This is a genomic window from Pseudomonas sp. Irchel 3F3 (assembly GCF_900187545.1).
Classification (GTDB): Bacteria; Pseudomonadota; Gammaproteobacteria; order Pseudomonadales; family Pseudomonadaceae; genus Aquipseudomonas; species Aquipseudomonas fortuita.
The window spans coordinates 179770-203647 of record NZ_FYDS01000009.1; the positions used below are offsets into that span (position 1 = coordinate 179770).

The 23878-nt window shown below is 62.9% G+C and carries 21 protein-coding genes and 2 pseudogenes; 12 read left to right on the forward strand and 11 right to left on the reverse strand.

The features are described from left to right. Nucleotides 1-56: 56 nt before the first annotated feature. Together CKW35_RS20750 and CKW35_RS20755 are read left to right on the forward strand one after the other, a co-directional pair. On the forward strand, nt 57-932 hold the full coding sequence (locus CKW35_RS20750; RefSeq protein WP_016488548.1) for a carboxylate/amino acid/amine transporter: 876 nt from the start codon (nt 57-59) through the stop codon (nt 930-932). Nucleotide 933: 1 nt separating this feature from the next. Continuing rightward, nucleotides 934-1869 carry an AEC family transporter gene (locus tag CKW35_RS20755; protein ID WP_016488547.1) on the forward strand — a complete coding sequence of 312 codons (936 nt, stop codon included), beginning with the start codon at nt 934-936 and terminating at the stop codon, nt 1867-1869. Between the two features lie 108 nt (nt 1870-1977). Here CKW35_RS20755 and CKW35_RS20760 read toward each other — a convergent pair whose 3' ends face one another. Then, nucleotides 1978-3279 carry a mechanosensitive ion channel family protein gene (locus tag CKW35_RS20760; protein ID WP_095116778.1) on the reverse strand — a complete coding sequence of 434 codons (1302 nt, stop codon included), beginning with the start codon at nt 3277-3279 and terminating at the stop codon, nt 1978-1980. A gap of 103 nt (nt 3280-3382) precedes the next feature. On the opposite strand from CKW35_RS20760, the gene CKW35_RS20765 reads away from it, so the two are divergent. After that, nucleotides 3383-4744 (forward strand): DEAD/DEAH box helicase, encoded by a 1362-nt coding sequence (locus tag CKW35_RS20765; RefSeq protein WP_023047768.1) that lies wholly within the window; start codon nt 3383-3385, stop codon nt 4742-4744. Between the two features lie 121 nt (nt 4745-4865). Here the strand turns inward: CKW35_RS20765 and CKW35_RS20770 are convergent, their stop codons facing one another. From CKW35_RS20770 to CKW35_RS20780, 3 genes and pseudogenes are all read right to left on the reverse strand, one after another. Continuing rightward, a complete protein-coding gene (locus tag CKW35_RS20770) occupies nt 4866-5138 on the reverse strand; it encodes a hypothetical protein (RefSeq protein WP_060519159.1) in 273 nt (90 codons plus the stop codon). Nucleotides 5139-5227: 89 nt separating this feature from the next. Continuing rightward, a complete protein-coding gene (locus CKW35_RS20775; RefSeq protein WP_016488543.1) occupies nt 5228-5521 on the reverse strand; it encodes an addiction module antidote protein in 294 nt (97 codons plus the stop codon). Beyond that, a pseudogene (locus tag CKW35_RS20780) lies at nt 5514-5778 on the reverse strand (type II toxin-antitoxin system RelE/ParE family toxin). The gene CKW35_RS20775 and the pseudogene CKW35_RS20780 overlap by 8 nt, the downstream one beginning before the upstream one ends. A gap of 175 nt (nt 5779-5953) precedes the next feature. On the opposite strand from CKW35_RS20780, the gene CKW35_RS20785 reads away from it, so the two are divergent. Beyond that, complete coding sequence (locus CKW35_RS20785; RefSeq protein ID WP_016498447.1) at nt 5954-6349, forward strand: hypothetical protein; 396 nt, start codon at nt 5954-5956, stop codon at nt 6347-6349. A 106-nt stretch (nt 6350-6455) separates the two neighbouring features. After that, nucleotides 6456-7382 carry a DMT family transporter gene (locus CKW35_RS20790; RefSeq protein WP_016488540.1) on the forward strand — a complete coding sequence of 309 codons (927 nt, stop codon included), beginning with the start codon at nt 6456-6458 and terminating at the stop codon, nt 7380-7382. Between the two features lie 47 nt (nt 7383-7429). Here the strand turns inward: CKW35_RS20790 and CKW35_RS20795 are convergent, their stop codons facing one another. Further along, entirely contained in the window at nt 7430-8599 is a 1170-nt protein-coding gene (locus CKW35_RS20795) for an MFS transporter (RefSeq protein ID WP_095116780.1), read from the reverse strand. Between the two features lie 106 nt (nt 8600-8705). Here CKW35_RS20795 and CKW35_RS20800 point away from each other — a divergent pair, with 106 nt between their 5' ends. Together CKW35_RS20800 and CKW35_RS28635 are read left to right on the forward strand one after the other, a co-directional pair. Continuing rightward, nucleotides 8706-9599 carry a LysR family transcriptional regulator gene (locus CKW35_RS20800; protein WP_095116782.1) on the forward strand — a complete coding sequence of 298 codons (894 nt, stop codon included), beginning with the start codon at nt 8706-8708 and terminating at the stop codon, nt 9597-9599. A 124-nt stretch (nt 9600-9723) separates the two neighbouring features. Beyond that, complete coding sequence (locus CKW35_RS28635) at nt 9724-9852, forward strand: PA1414 family protein (RefSeq protein ID WP_009683677.1); 129 nt, start codon at nt 9724-9726, stop codon at nt 9850-9852. A 99-nt stretch (nt 9853-9951) separates the two neighbouring features. Here the strand turns inward: CKW35_RS28635 and CKW35_RS20805 are convergent, their stop codons facing one another. After that, on the reverse strand, nt 9952-11331 hold the full coding sequence (locus CKW35_RS20805) for a sodium:solute symporter (protein ID WP_016488537.1): 1380 nt from the start codon (nt 11329-11331) through the stop codon (nt 9952-9954). Between the two features lie 131 nt (nt 11332-11462). Further along, nucleotides 11463-12413, reverse strand: coding sequence for an agmatinase (gene speB, locus CKW35_RS20810; protein ID WP_016498452.1), 951 nt, complete (start codon nt 12411-12413; stop codon nt 11463-11465). 225 nt (nt 12414-12638) lie between these two features. Here speB and CKW35_RS20815 point away from each other — a divergent pair, with 225 nt between their 5' ends. The 3 genes from CKW35_RS20815 to CKW35_RS20825 all read left to right on the forward strand — a co-directional run bounded on the left by CKW35_RS20815 (nt 12639) and on the right by CKW35_RS20825 (nt 15898). After that, complete coding sequence (locus tag CKW35_RS20815; RefSeq protein ID WP_016488535.1) at nt 12639-13532, forward strand: LysR family transcriptional regulator; 894 nt, start codon at nt 12639-12641, stop codon at nt 13530-13532. Between the two features lie 136 nt (nt 13533-13668). Then, a complete protein-coding gene (locus CKW35_RS20820) occupies nt 13669-15234 on the forward strand; it encodes a PAS domain-containing methyl-accepting chemotaxis protein (protein ID WP_060519145.1) in 1566 nt (521 codons plus the stop codon). 64 nt (nt 15235-15298) lie between these two features. After that, nucleotides 15299-15898, forward strand: a complete 600-nt coding sequence (locus tag CKW35_RS20825; RefSeq protein WP_016488533.1) for a tRNA-uridine aminocarboxypropyltransferase — start codon at nt 15299-15301, stop codon at nt 15896-15898. A gap of 171 nt (nt 15899-16069) precedes the next feature. Here the strand turns inward: CKW35_RS20825 and CKW35_RS20830 are convergent, their stop codons facing one another. From CKW35_RS20830 to CKW35_RS20840, 3 genes are all read right to left on the reverse strand, one after another. Further along, entirely contained in the window at nt 16070-17428 is a 1359-nt protein-coding gene (locus CKW35_RS20830) for a TolC family outer membrane protein (protein ID WP_016488532.1), read from the reverse strand. A gap of 311 nt (nt 17429-17739) precedes the next feature. Then, nucleotides 17740-18105 carry a YbaN family protein gene (locus tag CKW35_RS20835; protein WP_016488531.1) on the reverse strand — a complete coding sequence of 122 codons (366 nt, stop codon included), beginning with the start codon at nt 18103-18105 and terminating at the stop codon, nt 17740-17742. 7 nt (nt 18106-18112) lie between these two features. Further along, nucleotides 18113-18700, reverse strand: a complete 588-nt coding sequence (locus CKW35_RS20840) for a YecA family protein (RefSeq protein WP_010955200.1) — start codon at nt 18698-18700, stop codon at nt 18113-18115. A 245-nt stretch (nt 18701-18945) separates the two neighbouring features. Here CKW35_RS20840 and recQ point away from each other — a divergent pair, with 245 nt between their 5' ends. Further along, nucleotides 18946-21093 carry a DNA helicase RecQ gene (gene recQ, locus CKW35_RS20850; RefSeq protein ID WP_016488530.1) on the forward strand — a complete coding sequence of 716 codons (2148 nt, stop codon included), beginning with the start codon at nt 18946-18948 and terminating at the stop codon, nt 21091-21093. 150 nt (nt 21094-21243) lie between these two features. Next, nucleotides 21244-21681, forward strand: a complete 438-nt coding sequence (locus CKW35_RS20855) for a MarR family transcriptional regulator (RefSeq protein WP_016488529.1) — start codon at nt 21244-21246, stop codon at nt 21679-21681. 34 nt (nt 21682-21715) lie between these two features. Here CKW35_RS20855 and CKW35_RS20860 read toward each other — a convergent pair. Further along, nucleotides 21716-23876, reverse strand: a pseudogene (locus CKW35_RS20860) (patatin-like phospholipase family protein). Between the last annotated feature and the right edge of the window lie 2 nt (nt 23877-23878).

Sequence of the window (23878 nt, forward strand, 5' to 3'; positions counted from 1 at the left end):
TTGAACTCATTCGGCGCAACCCGCTAAGGTCGCGGCCTTGATTACGAGAGGCAACCATGGGCTACCTGATAATCGTCGCGCTGATCCAGGCGTTTTCCTTCAGCCTGATCGGCGAGTACCTGGCCGGGCACGTCGACAGCTACTTCGCCGTGCTCGCACGGGTGCTGCTGGCCGGCCTGGTGTTCCTGCCGCTGACCCGCTGGCGCCAGGTCGAACCGCGCTTCATGCGCTCGATGCTGCTGATCGGCGCACTGCAGTACGGCATCACCTACGTCTGCCTGTACCTGAGCTTCCGCGTACTCACGGTGCCTGAGGTGCTGCTGTTCACCATCCTCACGCCGTTGCACGTGACGCTGATCGAAGACGCCATGAACCGGCGTTTCAACCCATGGGCACTGCTGGCGGCGCTGGTGGCGGTAGCCGGTGCCGCGGTGATCCGCTTCGACAGCATCAGCGGCGAGTTTTTCATCGGGTTCCTGCTGCTGCAACTGGCCAACTTCACCTATGCCGCCGGCCAGGTGCTGTACCGCCACCTGGTCGCGCGCAACCCCAGTGACCTGCCGCACTACGCGCGTTTTGGCTACTTCTACCTGGGCGCCTTGCTGGTGGTGCTGCCGGCCTTCCTGCTGTTCGGCAATGCCCAGCACCTGCCGAGTACCGATGTGCAATGGCTGGTGCTGTTGTTCCTGGGCCTGTGCCCGACGGCGCTGGGCCTGTACTGGTGGAACAAGGGCGCGTGCATGGTTTCTGGCGGCACGCTGGCGGTCATGAACAACCTGCATGTGCCGGTGGGGTTGCTCCTGAACCTGCTGATCTGGAACCAGCACGAGCCGCTGGGGCGGCTGTTCATCGGCGGTGCGATCATCCTGGCGTCCGTGTGGCTGAGCCGGTTGGGCGCACGCGCGCAGGCACCGCTGGCCGGCAAGGCCTGACATGCACACCATCTTCGTGATTGTTGCGCCGATCTTCGCCCTGATCCTCGTCGGCTATCTGTGCCGCAAGACCAACAAGCTGGGTGACAAGGCCGCCGCCGAAATCAACAGGATGGTGGTATGGCTGTGCCTGCCGGCGTTGCTGTTCAAGGTGACGGCCACTGCCACCTGGAGCGAGATCTGGCACCCGGGGTTCATCGCGGCCTTTGGCACGGGCGCCCTGGCCATGTTCGTGGCCACGCTGTTGTGGCGTCTGAACAGCGGCCATGGCCTGGTGGCGTCGAGCATCGACGGGCTGAGTGCGGGGTATGCCAACACCGGTTACATAGGCATCCCGTTGTGCCTGCTGCTGTTCGGCCAGGCGGGCTTGCAGCCGGCACTGATTTCATCGTTGATCGTGGTGTGCCTGGTGTTCGCCATTTCGCTGACGCTGATCGAGGTCGGGCTACAAGCGGAGCGGCATATCGGTCGCGCCGTGGTGGTCGTTGGCAAGGCATTGGCGAAGAACCCGCTGGTGATTTCGCCGCTGGCGGGGGCTGGCTGGGCCATGAGCGGGTTGGGGCTGGCCGAGCCGGTGCTGCATTTTCTGGACATGCTGGCGTTGGCCACCACGCCGTGCGCGTTGGTATCGCTGGGTGCATTCCTGGCAGAAAAGCGCGCGGGTGCGCAAGCCAGCCCGTGGCCATTGGTGGGCTTGAAGCTGGTGGGGCAGCCGGCGCTGACCTGGGTGCTGGCATACAAGGTATTCAGCCTGCCGAGCATGTGGGCGGCTTCGGCGGTGCTGCTGGCAGCGCTGCCGACCGGCACGGGGCCGTTCATGCTGGCGGAGTATTACAACCGCGAGGCGGGGCTGATTTCGCGGACGATCCTGTTGTCGACAGTGGCGTCGCTGGTGACCTTGACCGGGCTGTTGTACCTGCTGGGTTATGCGGGGTAGCTACTGGCCCATTCGCGGGTTAACCCGCTCCCACAGAATCAGCATTTACGCGGTCATTGTAGGAGCGGCCTTGTGTCGCGAAAGGGCTGCAAAGCAGCCCCGGCAATCTCAAGCCTCGCTCATCTCTTCCAGCCGACGCGACACAGGCTCTTGCGCCGCACGCCCACTCAGCCCCACCCGCATGTCATTGCCACTGGGCTGCTGATACAGGCTCAACCCGAACTCCGGCAACACCGCCAGCAGGTAGTCGAAGATATCCCCCTGGATCCGCTCGTAATCCGCCCACACCGTGGTAGTGGTGAAGCAGTAGATCTCCAGCGGCACGCCTTCGGCCGTGGTCTGCATCTGCCGCACCATGCAGGTCATGTTCGGGTGCACGTTGGGGTGGTTTTTCAGGTAGGCCAGGGCAAAGGCGCGGAAGGTGCCGATGTTGGTCAGCTTGCGGCGGTTGGCCGACAGCTCGGCGACAGGCCCCAGCGCCTCGTTCCAGTTCTGCAGCTCCTGGCGCTTGCCGGCCAGGTAGTCGCCCAGCAGCTGCACCTGGCTCAGGCGCTGCTCCTCTTCGCGGGTCAGAAAGCGTACCCCGGCCGCATCGATGAACAGGCTGCGCTTGATCCGCCGGCCACCGGACTGCTGCATGCCGCGGTAGTTGCGGAACGACTCGCTCATCAGGCGCCAGGTGGGGATGGAGACAATCGTCTTGTCGAAATTCTGCACCTTCACCGTGTGCAGGGTAATGTCCACCACGTCGCCATCGGCACCCACCTGCGGCATTTCGATCCAGTCACCCACGTGCAGCATGTCGTTGCTGGTGAGTTGCACGCTGGCGACGAACGACAGCAGGGTGTCCTTGTACACCAACAGCAGCACCGCCGACATGGCACCCAGGCCCGACAGCAGCAGCAACGGCGAGCGGTCGATCAAGGTGGCGACGATGACGATGGAGGCGAAGATCCACAGCATCATCTTGGCCAGTTGCACATAGCCCTTGATCGAGCGGGTGCGGGCGTGTTCGGTGCGGGCGTAGATGTCGAGCAGGGCATCCAGCAGGCACGACAGCGCCATGGTCATGAACAGCAGGGTAAAGGCCAGGGCCATGTTGCCCAGGAAGTGCTGGGCAGTGTCGGACAGCTCCGGCACCAGCTTCAGGCCGAACTGGATCACCAGCGACGGCGTGGTTTGCGCCAGGCGGTGGAACACTTTGTTGTGGCGCAGGTCATCCAGCCATTTCAGCGCGGGCTGGCGGGCCAGCAGGCGGGCGCCATGCAGCATCAGGAAGCGCGCCAGGCGGCCGAGGATGAGGGAAATCAGCAGCAGCACCGCCAGGCCAATGGCGGCGTGCAGCATCGGGTGTTGGTCGAGGGTGCCCCACAGGTCGAGGGAGTCACGCCAGATTCGTTGTATATCCATGGGCTTGCATACAGTCTTGTTGCGAAACGAAGGGCCATTAGAGCGCGGATGGCGACAAAGTTGCCAAAAGAAATTCGGCTAAGGCGGCAGAAAACGTTACCCTATGCAACTGAATTTCCCGCACTTGCCTGAGGTTACCTCCGTGTTCTCCCAATTCGCCCTGCATGAACGCCTGCTTAAAGCCGTGGCCGAGCTTAAATTTGTCGAGCCAACCCCGGTGCAGGCCGCGGCCATCCCCCTGGCCCTGCAAGGGCGCGACCTGCGCGTGACCGCGCAGACCGGCAGTGGCAAAACGGCGGCCTTCGTGCTGCCGCTGCTCAATCGCCTGGTTGACCTGAAAGGCGGGCGCGTCGAGATCCGTGCGCTGATCCTGCTGCCGACCCGCGAGCTGGCCCAGCAAACCTTGAAGCAGGTTGAGCTGTTCTCGCAGTTCACCTATATCAAGGCGGGCCTGGTTACCGGCGGCGAGGACTTCAAGGAACAGGCCGCCATGCTGCGCAAGGTGCCGGACGTGCTGATCGGCACCCCGGGTCGCCTGCTTGAGCAGCTCAACGCCGGCAACCTTGACCTGTCCCACGTGCAGGTGCTTATCCTCGACGAAGCCGACCGCATGCTGGACATGGGCTTTGCCGAAGACATGGAGCGACTGTGCAAGGAGTGCGAAAACCGCGAACAGACCCTGCTGTTCTCCGCCACCACCGGTGGCGCGGCCCTGCGCGACATCATCGGCAAGGTGCTGAAAGACCCTGAGCACCTGATGCTCAACAGCGTCTCGCAGCTGGCCGAGGGCACCCGCCAGCAGATCATCACCGCCGACCACGACCAGCACAAAGAGCACATCGTGCAGTGGCTGCTGGCCAACGAAACCTTCGACAAGGCGATCATCTTCACCAACACCCGTGCCATGGCCGACCGTATCTACGGTCACCTGGTGGCCAAGGACGTGAAGGCTTTCGTGCTGCACGGCGAAAAGGACCAGAAAGACCGCAAGCTGGCCATCGAGCGCTTCAAGCAGGGCAGCTCCAAGGTGCTGGTGGCTACCGACGTGGCGGCTCGCGGCCTGGACATCGACGGCCTGGACCTGGTGATCAACTTCGACATGCCTCGTAGCGGTGACGAGTACGTGCACCGCGTGGGCCGTACCGGCCGTGCCGGTGGCGAAGGCCTGGCGATCTCGTTGATTACCCACAACGACTGGAACCTGATGTCGAGCATCGAACGCTACCTCAAGCAGCAGTTCGAGCGCCGTGTCATCAAGGAAGTGAAAGGCACCTACAGCGGGCCGAAGAAGGTCAAGGCCTCGGGCAAGGCTGTTGGCGCCAAGAAGAAGAAAGTTGATAAGAAAACCGGCGACAAGAAAGCTGCCGCCAAGCGCAAGCCAACCGCCAAACCGCGGGCCAACGCACCGCTGGCCAGCGCTGACGGCCTGGCGCCGCTAAAAAAGCGCAAGCCTGCTGCTGAATAAGTAGCGATCAAGGCCCTATTGCCGGCAAGCCAGCTCCCACAGGGAAACCACAGACGCTGAATTCAGCGGACCTGTGGGAGCTGGCTTGCCGGCGTTGGAGCTATCGAAGGCAACCCGTCAATCAATCGGCCTTCTTCTCCGCCGTTTTCAGTTCCTTGATCCGCTGGTCTATCAGCTGACACTTGTCGGGCAAGTCCTTGCTCGCCGTTCCTAGATCCATCCCTTGAAGCTCGTCGTTGATCTCCTTCGCCTTCTGCGGGTTCTGCTGGGTCAACTGGGTAACCAACCCGGCCAGCTCTTCACGTTTCTGCGTGGCTTCTTCCGGTGTGCAGGCCCAGGCGGGAAGGGCGCAGGACAGTGCAATGACGCAGGTAATCGGCAGCAGCGGTTTCATCCTTTTTACCTCTAGCGGTGGCTATGCGCGGTGGAACGATGCGGCGGCAAGCAAGTTCAACCTTGGCGACCGATGGCGCAGATGCGTTGTCAGCCAGCGAGGTGAGGCCGCGCCGTCATGTCTATTCCCAATGCCTTCATCACGGTCAGAAACGACTTCAGCGTGGGGTTGCCATGCTCGCTGAATGACCTGTAAAGCTGCTCTCGGGATAGCCCCGTCTCTTTCGCCAGTTCGCTCATGCCCTTGGCACGTGCAACCACGCCGACAGCTTTAGCGACATAGCTGGCATCGCCGGTTTCAAGTGCATCGGTCATGAACTGCGCGATTGCTTCAGGTGTAGTGAGGTACGCGGCAGGATCGAATTCAGAGAAGGTTTCAGTCATTTTGCATCCTCCACGAACGCAGAATCTGGTGGGCAACCTTGATGTCTCGCTTTTGACTGCTTCGTCTGATGGAAGTACACCCGATAGCCGGGACCATAGTGAATTTTGAGCTCACTCACGCCATGGCCTACCGGAGATACGTCGCCCGGCAGACCCTCCATCAACCGGTTGATCCGAGAAATGATTCGGGCTCTGGCGCTTAAGTCCCGTAGTCCGGTCACCCAATGCCTGAAACTGCTGGATTCGATTTTCTTCATCGAGTGAATGTAGTTTATAAACTACACCAGGCGAGGCAGCAAATGGTTTCTGTCTATTGCTACCTACGCAGCTTCAGACCGTGGCATCCATCCAGCCTTCATCTTTCGGAACACCGCTTGCGTCGGCAGGTCCCAACCTGTGTACCCCTTCCGTCCACAGCAGGAGCCCGTAGCCATGAGCATCGCTTACGATTGGGACCTGATCGAACGTTTGCTGCACGAAGTGCAGAACGGCGCCGGTCATAGCTTTACGCCACGCCCCTATGCCGAACAGCACGCCGCGGCCCAGGCCGCCAAGGGTGAGCCGGTGGGAGACCTGGACCACCTTAAAACCCATGCCTGCGAGTATGAAAAGCTGCTGTTCGAGCGTGGCTTCATCGAAAGCCGGCCTGAAGAAGAGGGCGGCAATGGTGAAAACTTTGTGCTGACCGAGCGTGGGTTACGCTTGTTGAGCCTGATCGACAGCAGCATCCCGGGCTTCGAACACCCGCGCCAGGTGCTGGACGAGCAGGCGGATGCGCTGGATGAAGCCACCTTCGAACAGGTGTCTTCGAAGGCGCAGATCGCTTGAGGTCGTTTTGAGGCTGGCAACAGCGGGTAGGGAAACCCGATAATCGGTAGCTTCTGAAGACTGCCGAGCCTATGCCCATGCCTGCGAACACCCCTGAGGCCCGCCTATGAGCGCGGTCCGCAAGAACCCAGACGCCTTTGCCTTTCAGGTGATGCTGGGGCTGTGCCTGATCTGGGGTTGCCAGCAGGTGCTGATCAAGACCGCCGCGGTCGACATTGCGCCGGTGATGCAGGCTGCGCTGCGCAATGGCATTGCCGCTGTGCTGGTGGCGCTGATGCTGTGCTGGCGCGGTGGCTGGGAGCAGGTTGGCATCACCTGGCGGGCCGGGTTGCTCGCGGGCGGGTTATTTGGCGTGGAATTCCTGTTCATTGCCGAGGGCCTGAAGCTGACGTCGGCGGCGCACATGTCCGTGTTCCTCTACACCGCGCCGGTTTTTACCGCGTTGGGCCTGCACTTTCGGCTGCCCAGCGAGCGCCTGCGGTTGTTGCAGTGGCTGGGCATTCTGTTGGCCTTCGGTGGCATTGCCATGGCGTTTGCTGGCGGCATGTCGTTCGAGGAAATGGATGGACGCATGCTGCTGGGTGATGCCTTTGGCGTGATCGCCGGGCTGGCCTGGGGCGCTACTACAGTCGTGGTGCGCTGCTCGCGGCTGTCGGAAGCACCGGCTACCTTGACCTTGTTCTATCAGCTGGCGGTGGGGTTTGCAGGCCTGTTGCTGATTGCCTTGCTTAGCGGGCAGATCGGCGCTGTATCGCTGACACCCTTGGCGATGGGCAGTGTGCTGTTCCAGGGCATTGTGGTGTCGTTCATCAGCTACCTGACCTGGTTCTGGTTGCTGCGCAAGTACCTGGCGTCCAACCTGGCGGTGTTTTCGTTCATTACACCGCTGTTCGGGGTGACCTTTGGGGTGCTGCTGCTGGACGAGCCGCTAAGCGTCAATTTCGTGATCGGCGCGCTGTTGGTGTTGCTGGGCGTGGTTCTGGTGAGTGCCGAGCCTTGGGTGAAGCAACAATTGCGCAAGCTGGTGGGTTGAAGGTTGCCTGTGCCGGCGATAGGGCCGGTACAGGCAAAACCAATTAATCAGGCTGAGCGGGTTGCCGCCTGGCAACCTTGGATACGCTGCCCGCTGGAGATCACCAGCACGCCCGCCAGCCCCAGCCCCATCGCCGCCAGCATCAACGCCGGCTGCAGGCCGCCGCTGTAATGGCTGCTGACCGCCGCCAGCAACGGCCCGCTCAACTGCCCCAGGGCAAAGCACGCAGTCAGCAGCCCGGCATTGCGCTGTGTGGCATGCGGGGCCAGCTCCCGCGAGCGTTGCATCACCAATTGCATGCAGGCCAGGAACGGCCCGCCACACAGCACCACACCCAGCGCCAACCCGATCCCGCCGCCCGCCAGGCAGGCCAGTACGCCCAGCCCTTGCAACCACAGGGTGGCGGTCAGCCAGGCCGAGGTGCGCCCGTTACGGCGCAAGCTCACCAGCACCACCCCCAGCGCTGCCGCCAGGCCAAACGCCGGCCAGAACAGGTCGGCCATCCACTGCCCGCGGAACTGCTGGTTGGCCATTTGCGACAGGAAAGTGGCCGGCAGGATGTAACCCACGCCGTACAGCGTATATACCAGCGCCAGGCGGCCAATGCCGGCGCTGCGGGCCGGGCCCGGGTGCGCTGGCGAGGGAGTGGGGGCAGCTTGCAGCGCGCGTGGCAGCCACGGCCGTACGGCCAGCAGCATCACCAGCGCAGCCACGGCGTAGATCAACCACAGTGCTGCCGAACCCAGCCCCAGCAGATGCGCCAGCAGTGCCAACAGGCCGGTCAGCGCAATGCCCAGGCCGGGGCCTGCAAACACCAAGGCACCCCGCCGTTGGCGGTTGTGGGCGTTGGCTACCTGCTGGCTGAGGCTGGTGATCATCACCAGCACCCAGGCACTGGCCACGCCGGTGCCAAAGCGCAGCAGCAGGTGGCTCCAGAAACCGTCGGCGGCCCATGAGGCCAGGGTCAGCAGTACGCACAGCCACAGCCCGCCGTGCAGGCGCAGGCGCACCTGGCCGGGTGTGCGGGCGAACATGGCGTCCACCGCGCCAATGAAATAGCCCAGGTAGTTCGCGGCCGCGACCAGCCCGGCGACCGTCAGATCGAACTGGCCTTCGGCGATCAGGTGCGGCAGTTGCGGTGTGAGGGCGAAACGGCCGATGCCCATGGCCATCATCAACGCCACGGCGCTGGCCAACAGTTGAGTGAGTGGCGACATGACAGGTCTCCTGCGTGGAACTAAGCGATGACTGGCAGGTTAGGGCGGTTTCACTTTCAATAAAATTGAATAATGATGATCAAGTTGTTCTGTTTTGGAGAATGCTGTGGAATTCAGCCAGCTGCGTATCTTTCAGGCTGTGGCCGAGGAAGGCTCAGTCACCCGTGCTGCAGAGCGCCTGCATCGGGTGCCGTCCAACCTGTCCACGCGCCTTCGCCAGCTTGAGGAGCAACTGGGTGTCGAGTTGTTCCTGCGCGAGCGCCAACGGCTGCAGCTGTCGCCGGCGGGCAAGGTGCTGCTGGAATACGCCAACCGCCTGTCGGCCTTGCGCGACGAGGCGCTGGCCGCTATACGCGGCGGCGAGCCGGCCGGCGACTTCGTGCTGGGGACCATGTACAGCACGGCTGCCACCCACCTGCCAGCGTTGCTGGCGCGTTATCACCAGGCCTACCCCGCAGTAAACCTGCAGGTGCGCGCAGCGCCCAGCGGCGAGCTGCTGGAGGGCCTGCTTGGCCACACCCTGGACGCTGCCCTGGTGGATGGCCCGCCGAACCTGGCCGGGCTGGATGGCGTGCCGTTGTGCGAGGAGCAACTGGTGCTGATCACCAGCCCCGAGCACCCGGCGGTGCAAACCGCCAGGGATGTGGCGGGCAAGGCGGTGTTCACTTTCCGCCAGGGCTGTTCTTACCGCATGCGTCTGGAGGCGTGGTATGCCCATGCCCACACGCCCATGGGCCGGGTGATGGAGATCGAGTCGTACCAGAGCATGCTGGCCTGCGTGATCGCGGGCGCAGGCGTGGCGATGATGGCCCAATCGATGCTCGACAGCCTGCCTGGGCGTGACCGGGTGAGGGTGCACCGGCTGCAGCAGCCGTTCGATCAGGCGGTCACCTGGCTGATGTGGCGTCAGGGCATGCGTGGGGCGAATCTGCAGGCATGGATCGACCTGCAACAAAGCGAAACGATTAACCAGTCGTCGGAATGCGGCGCCAGGGCTTGATCCGCGTCAAAATGGCCCTTATCTGTAAGAGCATTGGCATGCGTAATACAGGACATCAGGCTATGATCTGTATGAACCATCCCAGGATTGATTCGCCGTGAGGCTGACCCGTCAAGGGGGCATTATGAATAAACCACTGTCCAACTGGCTCCACGACCTGGCGGTCGCCCTGGGGCTGATTCCACCACCCTTGCAGCCGGTGCCGATCCCGACTGATGAAGAGCAGCGCAAACGCCAGCCGCGTCGCCGCTGATATAAGACAAAGGCCGCAGCACCTGGGTGGGTGCTGCGGCCTTTTTTGTGTCTTGGAGTTTAGTGTTATCCCTGCCGGCGATAGGGCTTGAGGCTAATGTCAGGCCAGATTCACCGCACCGACTGTTTTGCGAGACATCAGGCTAACCGCCACAAAGCTCACCAAGCCGATCGCCAGGCTGTAGTAGATCGGCGTATTGGCCTCCAGCCCGTCTTTGAACATGAACAGCAGCGCGGTGGCAAAGCCCAGCGACATGCTGGCAATCGCGCCAGCGGTGGTTGCACGCTTCCAGAAGATCGCCCCGATCAGCGGGATCAGCATGCCGCCGACCAGCAGGTTGTAGGCCAGGGTCAGCGCGTTGATCACATCGTTGACCATCAGCGCGATGCCCAGCACCACCAGGCCGGTGAGCAGGGTGAACAGGCGGCTCATGCCCAGGCTCGACTGCTTGCCGCCACGCAGCTTGGGCAGCAGGTCCTCGGTCACAGTGGTCGAGGCCGCCAGCAGGCCGGCGCTGGCGGTGGACATCATGGCCGCCAGGGCCGCGGCCATCAGCAAGCCACGGATGCCATCGGGCAGGGTGCTCTTGATCATCTCGGCAAAGGCATTGTTCGGGTTGGCCAGGTCGGGCATCAGCACATGCGCGGCCATGCCGATGGCGGCGCAGGCCAGGCCGTACACCACACAGTACACACCGGCGACGGTACCGGCACGCTGGCAAACCTTTTCGTCACGCGCAGTGAACACCCGCTGCCAGATGTCCTGGCCAATGAGGATGCCGAAGAAGTAGATCAGGAAGTAGGTGATGATGGTGTCCCAGCCAATGGTGGTCAGCTGGAAGCTGGCCGCTGGCAACTTGGCCACCAAGGTGTCCCAGCCACCTGCCTTGTACAGGCACACGGGCAACAGGATGAACATCAGGCCGACTGTCTTGATCACGAACTGGACGATGTCGGTAAGGGTCAGCGACCACATGCCGCCAATGGTGGAGTACAGCACCACCACACCGCCGCCGAGCAGCAGCGAAGCCCAGAAGGGCAGGTCCAGCAGCACCTGCAATACGGTGGCCATGGCCAGTGTCGAGGTGACGCCGATCATCAGCGCATAGGCCAGCATGATCACGGCGCTGGCCTGGCGTGCGGTCGGGTTGTAGCGTTGCTCAAGCACCTGGGTCACGGTGAAGATGCGCAGGCGCAGCAGCGGTTTGGCCAGGAACAGGTTGATGGCGATGATGCCCAGGCCAAGGGCCGCGCATAGCCAGAAGCCGGAGATGCCATGGACGTAGCCCAGGCGCACGGTGCCCACGGTAGAAGCACCACCAAGCACGGTGGTGGCCATGGTGCCCATGTACAGCACAGGGCCCAGGTTGCGCCCGGCTACCAGGTAGTCTTCATGGGTTTTTGCACGTCGCATGCCGTACCAGCCAAGCCCGAGCATGCCGGCGGTGTAGATCATTACAACAATGATGTCCAAGGCCATTGGGGTTCTCCCGATTATCTTTATTATGGCGAGATCGACCACGCGGGCGGCCACGGCCGCCGGCGGTCTTGTCGTGTTGTTGGCGGGCCTCTGTGGCCCTCCCTCATGGCTCCTGCCGGGGTGTAGCGGTGTTAACGACGCACGACGCCCGGAAGCACGCAGAGCATCTCGAACAGCAGGTTGGCACCGAGCAGCGAGGTATTGCCGGTGGTGTCGTAAGGCGGGGAGACTTCGACGAGGTCACAACCGATCAGGTCCAGGCCGTGGCAGCCGCGAATGATCTCCATCGCCTGGATGGTGGTCAAGCCGCCGATTTCCGGGGTGCCGGTACCGGGCGCCCAGGCCGGGTCGATGCCGTCGATGTCGAACGACAGGTACACCGGGCCGCCGCCGACCTTTTCCCGCACTTCGGCCATCAGCGGTTCCAGCGACTTGTGCCAGCACTCTTCGGCCTGGACCACGCGGAAGCCCTGGCGGCGGCTCCAGTTGAAGTCATCGGCGGTGTAGCCCTGGGCGCGCAGGCCGATCTGTACCACACGGTCGCAATCGAGCAGGCCTTCTTCCACGGCGCGGCGGAAGGTGGTGCCGTGGGCGATCTTCTCGCCGAACATGTGGTCGTTGACGTCGGCGTGGGCGTCGATGTGCACCAGCCCGATCTTGCCGTGCTTCTTGTGCAGCGCCCGCAGGATCGGCAGGGTGATGGTGTGGTCGCCGCCCAGGGTCATCGGGATGACATTGTGCTCGACGATTTCGTCGTAGGCTTCTTCGATGATGCGTACGGCGTCCAGCAGGTTGAAGGTGTTGATCGCCACGTCACCGATGTCGGCCACCGACAGCGAGTCGAACGGTGCGGCCCCGGTGGCCATGTTGTAGGGGCGGATCATCACCGACTCGGCGCGGATCTGCCGCGGGCCGAAACGGGTGCCGGAACGCAGCGAGGTACCGATGTCCAGGGGCACGCCGATGAAGGCAGCATCCAGGCCTTGGGCACTTTGCAGGTGGGGGAGACGGAGCATGGTGGCGATGCCGCCGAAACGCGGCATTTCGTTGCCGCCCAGTGGTTGGTGGAGAGTCTTGTCCACGGTGGGCCTCATCAGTCGGTCGATTGTTGTGTTTGTTCGAACCTGTGCCGCCGCGCGCCTCTCACGTGTGGTTTTGCCGGCGGGCAGGGACATTTCGGCCAAGTCTGCTGAAGGTAGTGCCGGGGAAGAATCGCTACCGACAAATACTTAGTTCAGGAATTTCTGAACTAAAGACGGGCAGAGCGGTTAGACTGCGCGCAAATACACCTGCGGAACCGTTGCACCATGGCCTCGACCTTGCCCGACCTGAAACTGCTGCGCATCTTTGTCAGCGTGGTGCGCCACCAGGGCTTCGCCAACGCCCAGCGCGAGTTGAACCTGTCGACCTCGGCCATCAGCACCTACATGAGCCAGTTGGAGGGCGCGCTGGGCATCGTGCTGTGCCACCGCGGCCGTGGCGGTTTCAGCCTGACCAGCAAGGGCGAGCTGTTCCACCAGGAGACCCTGCGGCTTCTGGCCGAACTGGATGGCTTCGAGCAGTATGCCGCTGCCCTCAAGGGCGAGTTGCGTGGCACCCTCAACCTCGGGGTTATCGACTCCACGGTCGGCGACCGGGCCTTGCCGTTGGCCGAAGCCATCGGCGCCTACAGCCAGGAGCACCCGGCGGTGCACCTGCACCTGTCGGTGTCCAGCCCTTACGAGCTGCAACTGGGCGTGCAGGACAACCGACTGGACCTGGCCATCGGTGCGTTCTCCTCGCGCATGAGCGGCCTGCTCTACCAGCCGTTGTACCGTGAACAGCACTGGCTGTATTGCAGCAGCCGCCACCCGTTGTATACCGAGCGGCGCATCCCCGAGCCGGTAGTGACGCAGCAGCGCATGGTCGGGCGCGGCTACTGGAGCCAGGCCGAGCTGGCCCGGCATGGCTTCAAGCACAGCGCGGCGACGGTGGAGAGTATGGAAGCGCAGTTGATCCTGATCCTGTCCGGCGCCTATATCGGGTACTTGCCCGAGCACTATGCCCAGGCTTGGGTCGACAAGGGGGATTTGCGCGTGTTGTCGCCGTCCACCTTTGGCTACCAGGCGCCGTTCTCGCTGATCATTCGCCGTGGGCGTAGCCGTGAACCGCTGATCCAGACCTTCCGTGATCTGTTGAAAAGCCAGTTGAACGTGGGCTGAGCAGCGACGCATTCATGCATTCCGTCGGGCGACGTTAAATTCCGGCAAAAGCTGACCGCTAACCTGATAGCGCTCTGCTACATATCAACTTGCGCTGATGATTTTCCCCTTATTTCATCCTGCAAGGATCGCCCCGATGCGCATGAATTTGCCCGTCACTGAGCACGAAAGAACCTTCTCAAGCGATCAACGCCTGATTTCCACGACTGACCTCAACAGCCGCATCACCTATTGCAACGAAGCCTTCGTGGCGATCAGCGGATTTACCTATGACGAGCTGGTCGGCCAACCGCACAACCTGGTGCGTCACCCGGACATGCCTGCATCGGTGTTCGGGCATATGTGGGACACGATCAAGCAGGGCAAGCCGTGGATGGGGGTGGTCAAGAACCGGGCGAAGAATGGTGATTACTACTGGGTCAGCGCTTACGTCACGGCCATCTACGAGCAGGGCCGCATCAGTGGTTACGAGTCGGTGCGCTCGGTGCCCACGCGTGAGCAGATCCGCCGCGCCGAGGCGCTGTATGCGCGCCTGCGGGCCGACCGCGCAGCTGTGCCCTGGGCGGCGCGGCTGGGGCACGGGTTAGCCCATGGCTGGCCGTTGATAGCCGCAGGTCTGGTATCGGCAGGCGGTTACTTGTGGCTGCCGGCCTATGCAGCGCTTGGGGTGCTGATGGCCAGCCTGCTGTTGGCCTGGTACCTCGTCGAGCACCGGCAGAACCAGGCCATCCGCCGCACGTTGGCCGAGCATCCCAAAGCCTTCACCAGCCCGCTGGTGGCGCTGACCTACAGCGACAACCCGGGCCTGCAGGGCCAGCTTGACCTGGCCATCATCAGCGAGGAAGCGCGCTTGCAAACAGCCCTGACCCGCCTGGTGGACGCTGGTGTCGGGGTAAAGTCGCGGGCTGCGCAGTCCTCAGATTTGTCCGATGCCCAGGCGCAGATGCTTGACCGCCAGCGCAGCGAAACCGACCAGTCGGCCACGGCCATTGCGCAGATGGCCGCAACCATCCAGCAGGTCACTCACAACGTGCAGAGCACGGCGCATGCGGCTGGCGATGCCGACCAACTGGCGCAGCATGGCAGCGAGCTCGCGCTGCAGAGCCTCAAGGCCATGGGCAGCATGAGCGATGCCGTCAACGACATCGGTCAGGCGGTCAATGCCCTGGCCGAGCAGACCCAGTCCATCGGCAGCGTGGTCGATGTGATTACCTCGATTGCCGAGCAGACCAACCTGTTGGCGCTCAACGCTGCCATCGAGGCGGCGCGCGCGGGTGAGCAGGGGCGGGGTTTTGCCGTGGTGGCCGATGAAGTGCGTTCGCTGGCACAACGTACCCGTGCATCGACCGACGAGATTCACCACATCATTGCTTCGTTGCGCGCGGGCGCGGAACGGGCGGTTAGCACCGCCAGCCGGGGTGAGCAGATCTCGCGGGACAGCGTGCACAGCGTCGAGGCGGTGCAGACGGCGTTGAGCGGGATTGCCCAGGCGGTCAGCCGCATCACCGGCATGAGCCAGCAGATGGCGACGGCGTCGGAGCAGCAAAGCCATGTGGCCGAGGACATCAACCAGCAGATCGTGAGAATTGCCCAGCTGTGTGACCAGAGTGCCGGGCAGGCCAGGCAGGGTGCAGAAATCAGCCAGGACCTGGAGCGCATGGCGGAGTACCTGCATAGCCTGGCGGAGCGCTTCAACCGCTGAGATCGCTGGGGCCGCAAAGCGGGCCCCGGTTCTGTGGCACACTGTTCCCGCCAAGGAGAACCCCATGCCCAGACCCCGCTGCGAGCGCTGCCAGCGCCCGCTCGACCATTGCCTCTGCCCACTGATCCCCGCGCTCGACAGCCGCACCCGCGTCATCCTGCTGCAGCACCCCAGTGAAACCGCCCATGCCCTGAACACTGCGCGCCTTGCTGCCCTTGGCCTGAACAACGCCGAGCTGCGGGTGGGCGAGGTATTCGATGATCTGGGTGAATTGCTGGCAACGCCTGGTTACCGGCCGGCCTTGCTGTTCCCGGGCGATGACGCTCAGGTGCTGACAGCCTATGGCAAGGTCGATGACACGCCGTTGCTGCTGATCGTGCCCGACGGCACCTGGCGCAAGGCGCGCAAGCTGCTGTACATGAACCCGCTGCTGGAAGGGTTGCCGAGGGTGACGCTGGGGGCAGTCGCGCCTTCACGTTATCGGCTGCGCAAGGCGCCGGAGGCGGGGGCGCTATCGACCATAGAGGCAGTGGTGGGGGCTTTGAATGCGTTGGAGCAACCTGCCAGCTTCGATGCGCTGCTGGCGCCGTTCGAGGCGTTGATCGAGGGGCAGATCAGGGCCATGGGGGTGGAGACGTTCCAGCGTAACCATGGTGAGGGTTGAGGTGCCCGTGAGGGCCCTATCGCCGGCAAGCCAGCTCCCACAGTTACAGTGTCAAGGCTCATGCTTTTATTCCCACAGGCAACTGCACAAAGTTTGAAGCCTATGCAGTACCTGTGGGAGCTGGCTTGCCGGCGAAAGGGCCGCAAAGCGGCCCCCAGAACTTGAAGCCGATCAACGCATCTCAGGTAGACGCGCCTCGGTACGCACTTCCGTGGTAGCCAGCGCCTCTGGCGGCAGCGAAATACGCTGTTTGCTCAACAGCTCACCCATGGTCGCCAGCACGCGGTAGCGCGAGAATTCCTCGGTATAGCGGACTTCGGTGTAACGGCGGTCGGCGTTGTACAGCTCGTTTTCACTGTCAAGCACGTCCAGCAGGGTACGCTGGCCCAGGCCGAACTGGTCCTGGTAAGCGGCGCGCACGCGCTTGGTGGTCTCGGCGTATTCACGCGCGGTAGGCAGCTGCTTGCTGGCATTGTTCATGGCGTTCCACGCCAGGCTCAGGTTTTCGGTCAGCTCACGCAGGGCGTTGTTGCGGATGTCCAGGGCCTGGTTGATCTTGTGCGCGTCAGACTGCAGGCGGGCCTTGTCGCTGCCGCCGCGGAACAGGTTGTAGTTCATCTCTACGCCGGCCTGCCAATCGTTGTTGTTGTGGCCTTTTTCGCCACCGGTGTTGTTGTTGGCACCGGTTGCAAGAATGGCGTCGAAGCGCGGGTAGAAGGTCGACTTGCCCACTTCGTATTGCTGCTCGGCGGCGTTGACGTCAGCCTGTGCCGATTTGATGTAGGGGTTGTTCTGGCGCATGCTGTCGCGCGCGCCGTCGAGGGTCTCAGGCACCTCGCCCTTGATGGTCGGCGGGCTTTCCAGTTCGTCCGGGGCACGGCCGATCACGCTGAAGAAGTTGGCCTCGGCATCGGCCAGGTCCACTTCGGCGGTATCCAGGTTGTTTTCCGCCAGGGCGCGACGGGCGCGGGACTGGTCGAGGTCGGCGGTGCTGCCAACGCCGCGCTCGTTACGCAGGCCGATCTGGTCGTTGACGCGCAGGTGGGCTTGCAGGTTGTTCTTGGCCAGGGTTACCAGCTCACGGCGCTTGAGCACTTCCAGGTATACCTCGATCGCACGCAGGGCGACATCCTGGGCAACTGCCTGGGTGTAGTAGGCGCGGGAGGTAGAAACCGCTTCGGTGCGGCCCACTTCGTTCGCGGTGTTGAAACCGTCGAAAATCATCTGCCGCAGGCGTAGCTCGGACTGGGTGTAGTTGAGGGTTTCCTTGTTGTGGTTACCCTCGGCACGGGTGGTGGCATTGTCCGAACGCTGGCGGCCATAGCCAGCAACCAAATCCACGGAAGGGTAGTAGCCACCACGCGCAAACTTGACGTCTTCATCGGCCGACAGCTTGCTGTTACGGTTGGAGCTTACCTGCGGGTGGTAGTCCACGGCGCTCTGGACGGCCTCGGTGATCGACATCGCCTGTACGTTGGCACTCGCCAGGGCCAACAGTAATGCACTGGTGATGGGGTTCAAAACGCGCATGGTACATCTCCCTGATCCTGGAATTGATCCTGCTGCTCGCCAAAAAAATGACGATAAAATTATCGCGTATAGTGTTGCAGGTTTTTAACAACACAGCTAAGTACATTCAACGCGATAGATAAGAAGATTTCTTCATATCAAATAGCCATATAAGACATATATTGTCTAACAAGGGCAGCGAAACTTTGTGCTGGCAAGCGCGCGAAAAGGCAAAAAAGCCAATGAATACAAGGCTTTTGTGTGGTTCCAGAACCATTTCGGATAAAGAAAACGACCGTTAGGCGAAAGTGATATTTGGCGACAAAAAAATGTCACTTCGGTGTGTGCAGGGTTTTCTGCCTGACGATATAGAGGCTTACCAATACAGCGCTGGTCAACATGAAGGCGCGTGCCCAGAACAGGGGCACCAGATAGCACGACAGGCCAATGCTGGCCCACATCAGGCCGATGGCGTAGACCTTGCCCTTGAGGGGGATGCCTTCACCACTGAGGTAGTCGCGGATCCATGGCCCGAGCTTCGGGTGATGGACCAGCCAGTGGTGAAAGCGCGGCGAACTGCGGGCAAAGCAGGCTGCCGCCAAAAGCAGGAAAGGGGTGGTGGGCAATACCGGAAGGAATATCCCCAACACCCCCAGCGCAACGCTGAGCCAGCCGATGGCCAGCAGCAGGTAGCGCACAGGCGACTCAGTGGTGGCGTGGCTTGAGCAGCGCCGGTTTTTCGTCAGGGGCGTGCAGCAGCAGGAACAATGCGCTCAGCGCCTCGGGGATCTGGACGATCATGTCATCCTGCAGGTTGGCGTTGCTGGCGATGTCGGCGAACTCTGGCTGTTCGTCGAACAGGCCCGAGCCCACCATGATCGGCAGCAACATTTCGCTGACTTCTTCTTCGGCGTTCTCGAACCAGGCCTCTTCACGCAGGAACACGCCTTCCATGAAGCCAATGCACCAGCCGCGCAGGTCGGAATCATCCGGCTCGTCGGTCAGGTCGAGGTCGCATGGCAGGTCGAATTCTTCGTCGCTGGCCAGCTGGCGGGCGATGTGCGCTTTCAACGCCACCAGGGTGGCTTCGATCTCGGTGCGCTGGGCCTCGCTGGCGTAGTGCGGCTCTTCGGCGAACAAGGCGTCGATCCATTCGCGCTCGGGCACGTCCTCGGCGTTGATCGACAGGGCGGTCAGGTAGCCGTGGGCGGCGACGTAGTCCAGCGCCTCTTCGTGCAGCTCGTCGGCGTCGAGGAAGGCTTGCAGGCGGGTCAGTTGCTCGGCGAAGGACATTACAGGGCTACCTTGGGGAATAAACGATACCGAATTCTAGCACCAAGCAAGGGTAGCGGGGTAAAGGGAACGTCTATCACCATGGTGCCCTGTGCAGTGCGGTGCTGCGGTATACTCCGCGATTTTTCATGCAGGGGCAGATTTTATCGGCCCCTGGCAAAAACCGCTTACGCATTTGGCGTGTGCGGAGCGGGTTTTTCGTCCAGCCTGTATGCAGGGTGGTACGGCGATTTGTGGAGTTGCACATGCTCGAACAGGCTCAGCGCGTTCTCAAGGACATCTTCGGCTACGACAGTTTCCGTGGGCGCCAGGCAGCAATCATCGAATGCGTGGCCAATGGCGGCGATGCCCTGGTGCTGATGCCCACTGGTGGCGGCAAGTCGCTGTGTTTCCAGGTGCCGGGGCTGCTGCGCCCGGGCCTGACGGTGGTGGTCTCACCGCTGATTGCGTTGATGGACGACCAGGTCGCCACGCTGGACGAACTGGGCGTGTCGGCTGCCGCGCTGAACTCTACCCTGACGGCGGAGCAGCAGCGTGAACTGGCCGGGCGCCTGCGCCGTGGCGAAGTGAAGATGCTGTACCTGGCGCCGGAGCGCCTGGTGCAGCCGCGCATGCTCGATTTCCTGCGCGATCTGGACATCTCGCTGTTTGCCATCGACGAGGCGCACTGCGTGTCGCAGTGGGGCCACGATTTCCGCCCCGAATACCTGCAACTGGGGCAATTGGCCGAGCTGTTCCCGCATGTGCCGCGCATTGCGCTGACCGCCACCGCCGATATGCGCACCCGCGAAGAGATTGTCCAGCGCCTGCACCTGCAAGGCGCCGAGCGCTTCCTGTCGAGCTTTGACCGGCCGAACATCTTCTATCGCATCGTACCCAAGGAAGCGCCGCGCAAGCAGCTGATGGCCTTCCTTGGCGAGCGCCGCGGCAACGCGGGCATTGTGTACTGCCTGTCGCGCAAGAAGGTCGACGAAACGGCAGCCTTCCTCTGTGATCAGGGTTTCCCGGCATTGCCTTATCATGCCGGCCTGGCTGCCGAGACCCGTTCTGCCAACCAGCACCGCTTCCTCAATGAGGAAGGGTTGATCATGGTCGCCACCATTGCCTTCGGCATGGGTATCGACAAACCCAACGTGCGCTTCGTTGCCCACCTCGACCTGCCCAAGTCGCTTGAGGCCTATTACCAGGAAACCGGCCGTGCCGGCCGGGACGGCTTGCCATCCGATGCCTGGATGGCCTACGGCCTGCAGGACATGGTCATGCTCAAGCAGATGCTGCAGAACTCCGAAGGAGACGAGCGCCACAAGCGCATCGAGCAGCACAAGCTCGACGCCATGCTGGCGTTGTGTGAAGAGACCCGCTGCCGCCGCCAGTCGTTGCTGGCCTATTTCGATGAAATCCTCGAGCAGCCGTGCGGGCACTGCGACAACTGTGTCGACAACATTCAGACCTGGGACGCCACCGAGCCGGCCCGTCAGGCGCTGTCGGCGGTTTTCCGCACTGGCCAGCGCTATGGTGTCGGCCACCTGGTCGATGTGCTGTTGGGCAAGGACAACGAGAAGGTGCGCAATTTCGGCCACGAGAAGCTGTCGGTGTTCGGCGTCGGCAAGGGCCTGGCCGAGGTCGAGTGGCGTTCGTTGTTCCGCCAGCTGGTGGCGCGTGGGCTGGTCGACATCGACCTGGAGGGCTATGGCGGCCTGCGCCTGTCCGACAGCTGCCGGCCACTGCTGCGCGGCGAGGTGACCTTGCAACTGCGTCGCGACCTCAAGCCGCAGACCACGGCCAAGACCTCATCGTCCAGCGGTGGCAGCCCGGCCAGCCAGTTGGTGCGTGCCGAGGAGCGCGAGCTGTGGGAAGCGCTGCGTACCCTGCGGCGCAAGCTGGCGGAGGAGCACAGTGTGCCGCCCTATGTCATCTTCCCCGACTCGACGCTGCTGGAAATGCTGCGCAGCCAGCCGGTCAGCCTCAGCGATATGGCCCAGGTCAGCGGTGTGGGGGCGCGCAAGCTGGAGCGTTATGGCCAGGCGTTCCTCGAGGTACTGAACAACAGCGGTGGCACCGAAGAGGCGCCGAAAGTGGTACTCGACCTGCGCCACGAACTGGTCAGCCTGGCCCGGGCCGGCATGACCCCGGCGCAGATCGCCGGGCAGCTCAACTGCAGCGAGAAGAACGTGTATAGCCTGCTGGCCGAGGCGTTGGGCCGCCAGGAGCTTAGCCTTGACCAGGCCCTCGACCTGCCGGAAGACCTGCTGATGGAAGTACAGGACGCCTTCCTGGATGGCGAGGGTGAACTGCCGCCGGTGTCGGCCATTGCGCCCCAGTTCGGGGCACGGGTGCCGGAGGGTGTGCTGTATTGCGTGCGTGCGGCGCTGGCGGCCGAGTTCGAGATGTGACGGGCAGTCAGATCGAGGGCAGAACCGCCATCTGCTGACCTTTGTCATGCTTTTTGACGATTATCGAACGGCGAAGGGCGCGCGAGCCTTGCCTCGTCGGAAAGGGCATGGTTAGCTGCCTAATAATTAGATCTGTTCAATGAGTTGCTTATGCCCCTGACCGACAACCAACACCGCTTCGGCATGCAGCTGGCCCAGATGTCCCGGGGCTGGCGTGCCGAACTGGACCGCCGCCTGGCCGGGCTCAACCTGTCCCAGGCGCGCTGGCTGGTGTTGCTGCACCTGGCGCGTTTCGAAGAAGCCCCTACTCAGCGTGAGCTGGCCCAGAGCGTGGGCGTTGAAGGCCCGACCCTGGCGCGCCTGCTCGACAGCCTGGAAGCACAAGGGCTGGTGCGCCGGCAGGCGGTGGTGGAAGACCGGCGGGCCAAGAAGATCTTGCTGTGCCCGCCGGCCAAGCCGCTGATCGACCAGATCGAAACCATCGCCAACCAGCTGCGGTTGGAGCTTTTCACCGGGGTGGACGAGGCAGAGTTGCAGGTGTGCATGCGGGTGCATGCCACGATCCTGTCCAACCTCGAGAAGTCCTGAGGGCCCCTGGGGTCGCTTTGCGGCCCCCGGCGAATCAGAAGGTATGCCCCAGGTTCAGGTACACCGCCTGCTCATGCGCACTGTTGGTGCCGTAGCTGAAGTTCAGCGGCCCCAGAGGCGTTTCCAGCCCCAGGAAGATGCTCGCCGCATTGATGTAGCCGCTGTCGAACTCGTTGTCGTTGTTCCACGCGCGCCCACGTTCCAGCGACCCGCCAATGTACAGCGGGAAGTCCAGCGGTACGTAGGCCCGTGGCGTCAGCCGGCGGTAATAGACCATGCGCAGCAGGCTCACGTTCTGCCCCGACACCGAGTCCTGGCGAAAGCCAGACAGCTCTCGTGCCCCACCCATCACGAAGCTGGACGTCACCACTTCGGTAGCGTCCAGGGTGCGCCCGTAGCGTCCGCCCAGCACGAAGGTGTTCGGCCCGCTACTGATGGCCTTGTCCAGGTTGAACAGCCACTGCCGGTAATCCTGGTCGGAGTCCAGCGATTTGTCGTACTTGCGCAAGGTCAGGCCAATGTCCTCACCGCTGTGCGGGAAATACACGTTGTCGAGGGTGTCGAACGAATACTTCAGTTCATAGAAGCCCTCGTTGAAGCTGACCTTGGGCAGGTCCTGGTCGCCAATGCGTACCTCGGCCTCGCCCCAGGCCTTGCCCACGCCCAGGCGTACTTCACCGTTGGTGCCAATCTGGCGGCCGAGGTTCAGGCCAAAGCCGTAGCGTTCCAGGCGGTACTCTGCGACGGGGTCGTTGTCCAGGGTGGCTTCGATGTTCTGTGAGCTGAAATCCAGGTACGGCGCAATGAAATAGCGCGAGCCAACGTCCAGCGGCTGGTAGAACTCGCTGTACAGTTCTTGCTGGTCGCCGATCTGGCCACGGGTCAGCCACTCGGCACCCAGGCTGTTGATGCCATTGACCCGGTAGCTGGCGCCCAGGTTGAAGGCGCTGTCACCGCGCAGGTCGTCCGAAAGGTTCAGGCCCAGGCGCAGGTAGTCGGTGCCGCCGCGTCGACCGCGGGCGTTGATCACCAAGGTGTTGTCGTTGCCCTTGTGCACCACGCGGTACTGCACCCGGTCGAAGTAGTCCAGGCCGTAGAGCGTGCCCATGTCGGTCTGCAGGCGGTCCAGCTCAAGGGGGGCGTCGATCGGCTGACGGATGTAAGAGCGGATCACGTCGTCGCTGACCTTGGAGTCGTTCTCGATCCGGATCGCGGTGATCACCGGCGTGCGCTGGCGTGGCGAGCGGGCCACGGCCAGGTTGCTGTCACCCTCAGGCTCGCGCAGGGCAGCCAGGCGTTGGTCGAGCAGGCGGGTGGCGCGGTAACCGGCGTCGATCATGTCCCGGGCACGGCCGAAGTCGGTCACGCCGAAGGCAGCTAGCGATGGCTGGGGCCAGTTGTTCTTCCGAATTGCGCCGTGTCATCAGGGTAATCGACTGGTTAAGCACGTCGACCACGGTCAGCAGTTGCTTGCGATCGCGCAGCGGGGTACCGATGTCGACCACGATGGCCAGGTCCACGCCCATTTCGCGGGCCACGTCGACGGGGATGTTGTCGACCATGCCGCCGTCCACCAGCAGGCGGCCGTCCAGTTCGACCGGGGCAAACACGGCGGGGATCGACATGCTGGCACGGATGACCTGGGGCAGATGGCCGTGGCGGAACACCACCTTTTCGCCACTGGCGATGTCGGTGGCTACAGCGCGAAAGGGGATGGGCAGCTTGTCGAAATCGCGGGTATCGGCGGTGTGCGCCAGTTTGCTTTCCAGCAGCAGTGACAGGTTCTGCCCCTGGATCACCCCCAGCGGCAGGCCCAGGCTGCCGTCGTCGCGAAAGCTGAGCTTTTGCTTGACCAGGAAATCGCGATCATCCTGCTTGCGCCGGAACGGCACGTCCTTGCGCGGCGGGGCATCGGACAGCGCCTGTTGCCAGTCCAGGGTGGTGGCGAGCTTTTCCAGTTCTGCGACACTGTAGCCCGAAGCGTAAAGCCCGCCGACCACTGCGCCCATGCTGGTGCCGGCGATGGCGTCGATGCGCACGCCCTGTTCCTCCAGTGCCTTGAGCACGCCGATGTGGGCCAGGCCACGGGCCGCACCCCCCGACAACACCAAGCCGACCTTGGGCCTGGCAGGTTCCGCAGCGGCAGCCATGAAGGAGGTGAGGGCGAGCAGCAAACAGCACAGCAAACGGCGCATCG

Coding starts and splice junctions, on each gene's coding strand:
- CKW35_RS20750 (WP_016488548.1), top strand. CDS start 57: ATGGGCTACCTGATAATCGTCGCGCTGATCCAGGCGTTTTCCTTCAGC.
- CKW35_RS20755 (WP_016488547.1), top strand. CDS start 934: ATGCACACCATCTTCGTGATTGTTGCGCCGATCTTCGCCCTGATCCTC.
- CKW35_RS20760 (WP_095116778.1), bottom strand. CDS start 3,279: ATGGATATACAACGAATCTGGCGTGACTCCCTCGACCTGTGGGGCACC.
- CKW35_RS20765 (WP_023047768.1), top strand. CDS start 3,383: ATGCAACTGAATTTCCCGCACTTGCCTGAGGTTACCTCCGTGTTCTCC.
- CKW35_RS20770 (WP_060519159.1), bottom strand. CDS start 5,138: ATGAAACCGCTGCTGCCGATTACCTGCGTCATTGCACTGTCCTGCGCC.
- CKW35_RS20775 (WP_016488543.1), bottom strand. CDS start 5,521: ATGACTGAAACCTTCTCTGAATTCGATCCTGCCGCGTACCTCACTACA.
- CKW35_RS20785 (WP_016498447.1), top strand. CDS start 5,954: ATGAGCATCGCTTACGATTGGGACCTGATCGAACGTTTGCTGCACGAA.
- CKW35_RS20790 (WP_016488540.1), top strand. CDS start 6,456: ATGAGCGCGGTCCGCAAGAACCCAGACGCCTTTGCCTTTCAGGTGATG.
- CKW35_RS20795 (WP_095116780.1), bottom strand. CDS start 8,599: ATGTCGCCACTCACTCAACTGTTGGCCAGCGCCGTGGCGTTGATGATG.
- CKW35_RS28635 (WP_009683677.1), top strand. CDS start 9,724: ATGAATAAACCACTGTCCAACTGGCTCCACGACCTGGCGGTCGCCCTG.
- CKW35_RS20805 (WP_016488537.1), bottom strand. CDS start 11,331: ATGGCCTTGGACATCATTGTTGTAATGATCTACACCGCCGGCATGCTC.
- CKW35_RS20815 (WP_016488535.1), top strand. CDS start 12,639: ATGGCCTCGACCTTGCCCGACCTGAAACTGCTGCGCATCTTTGTCAGC.
- CKW35_RS20820 (WP_060519145.1), top strand. CDS start 13,669: ATGCGCATGAATTTGCCCGTCACTGAGCACGAAAGAACCTTCTCAAGC.
- CKW35_RS20825 (WP_016488533.1), top strand. CDS start 15,299: ATGCCCAGACCCCGCTGCGAGCGCTGCCAGCGCCCGCTCGACCATTGC.
- CKW35_RS20830 (WP_016488532.1), bottom strand. CDS start 17,428: ATGCGCGTTTTGAACCCCATCACCAGTGCATTACTGTTGGCCCTGGCG.
- CKW35_RS20840 (WP_010955200.1), bottom strand. CDS start 18,700: ATGTCCTTCGCCGAGCAACTGACCCGCCTGCAAGCCTTCCTCGACGCC.
- recQ (WP_016488530.1), top strand. CDS start 18,946: ATGCTCGAACAGGCTCAGCGCGTTCTCAAGGACATCTTCGGCTACGAC.
- CKW35_RS20855 (WP_016488529.1), top strand. CDS start 21,244: ATGCCCCTGACCGACAACCAACACCGCTTCGGCATGCAGCTGGCCCAG.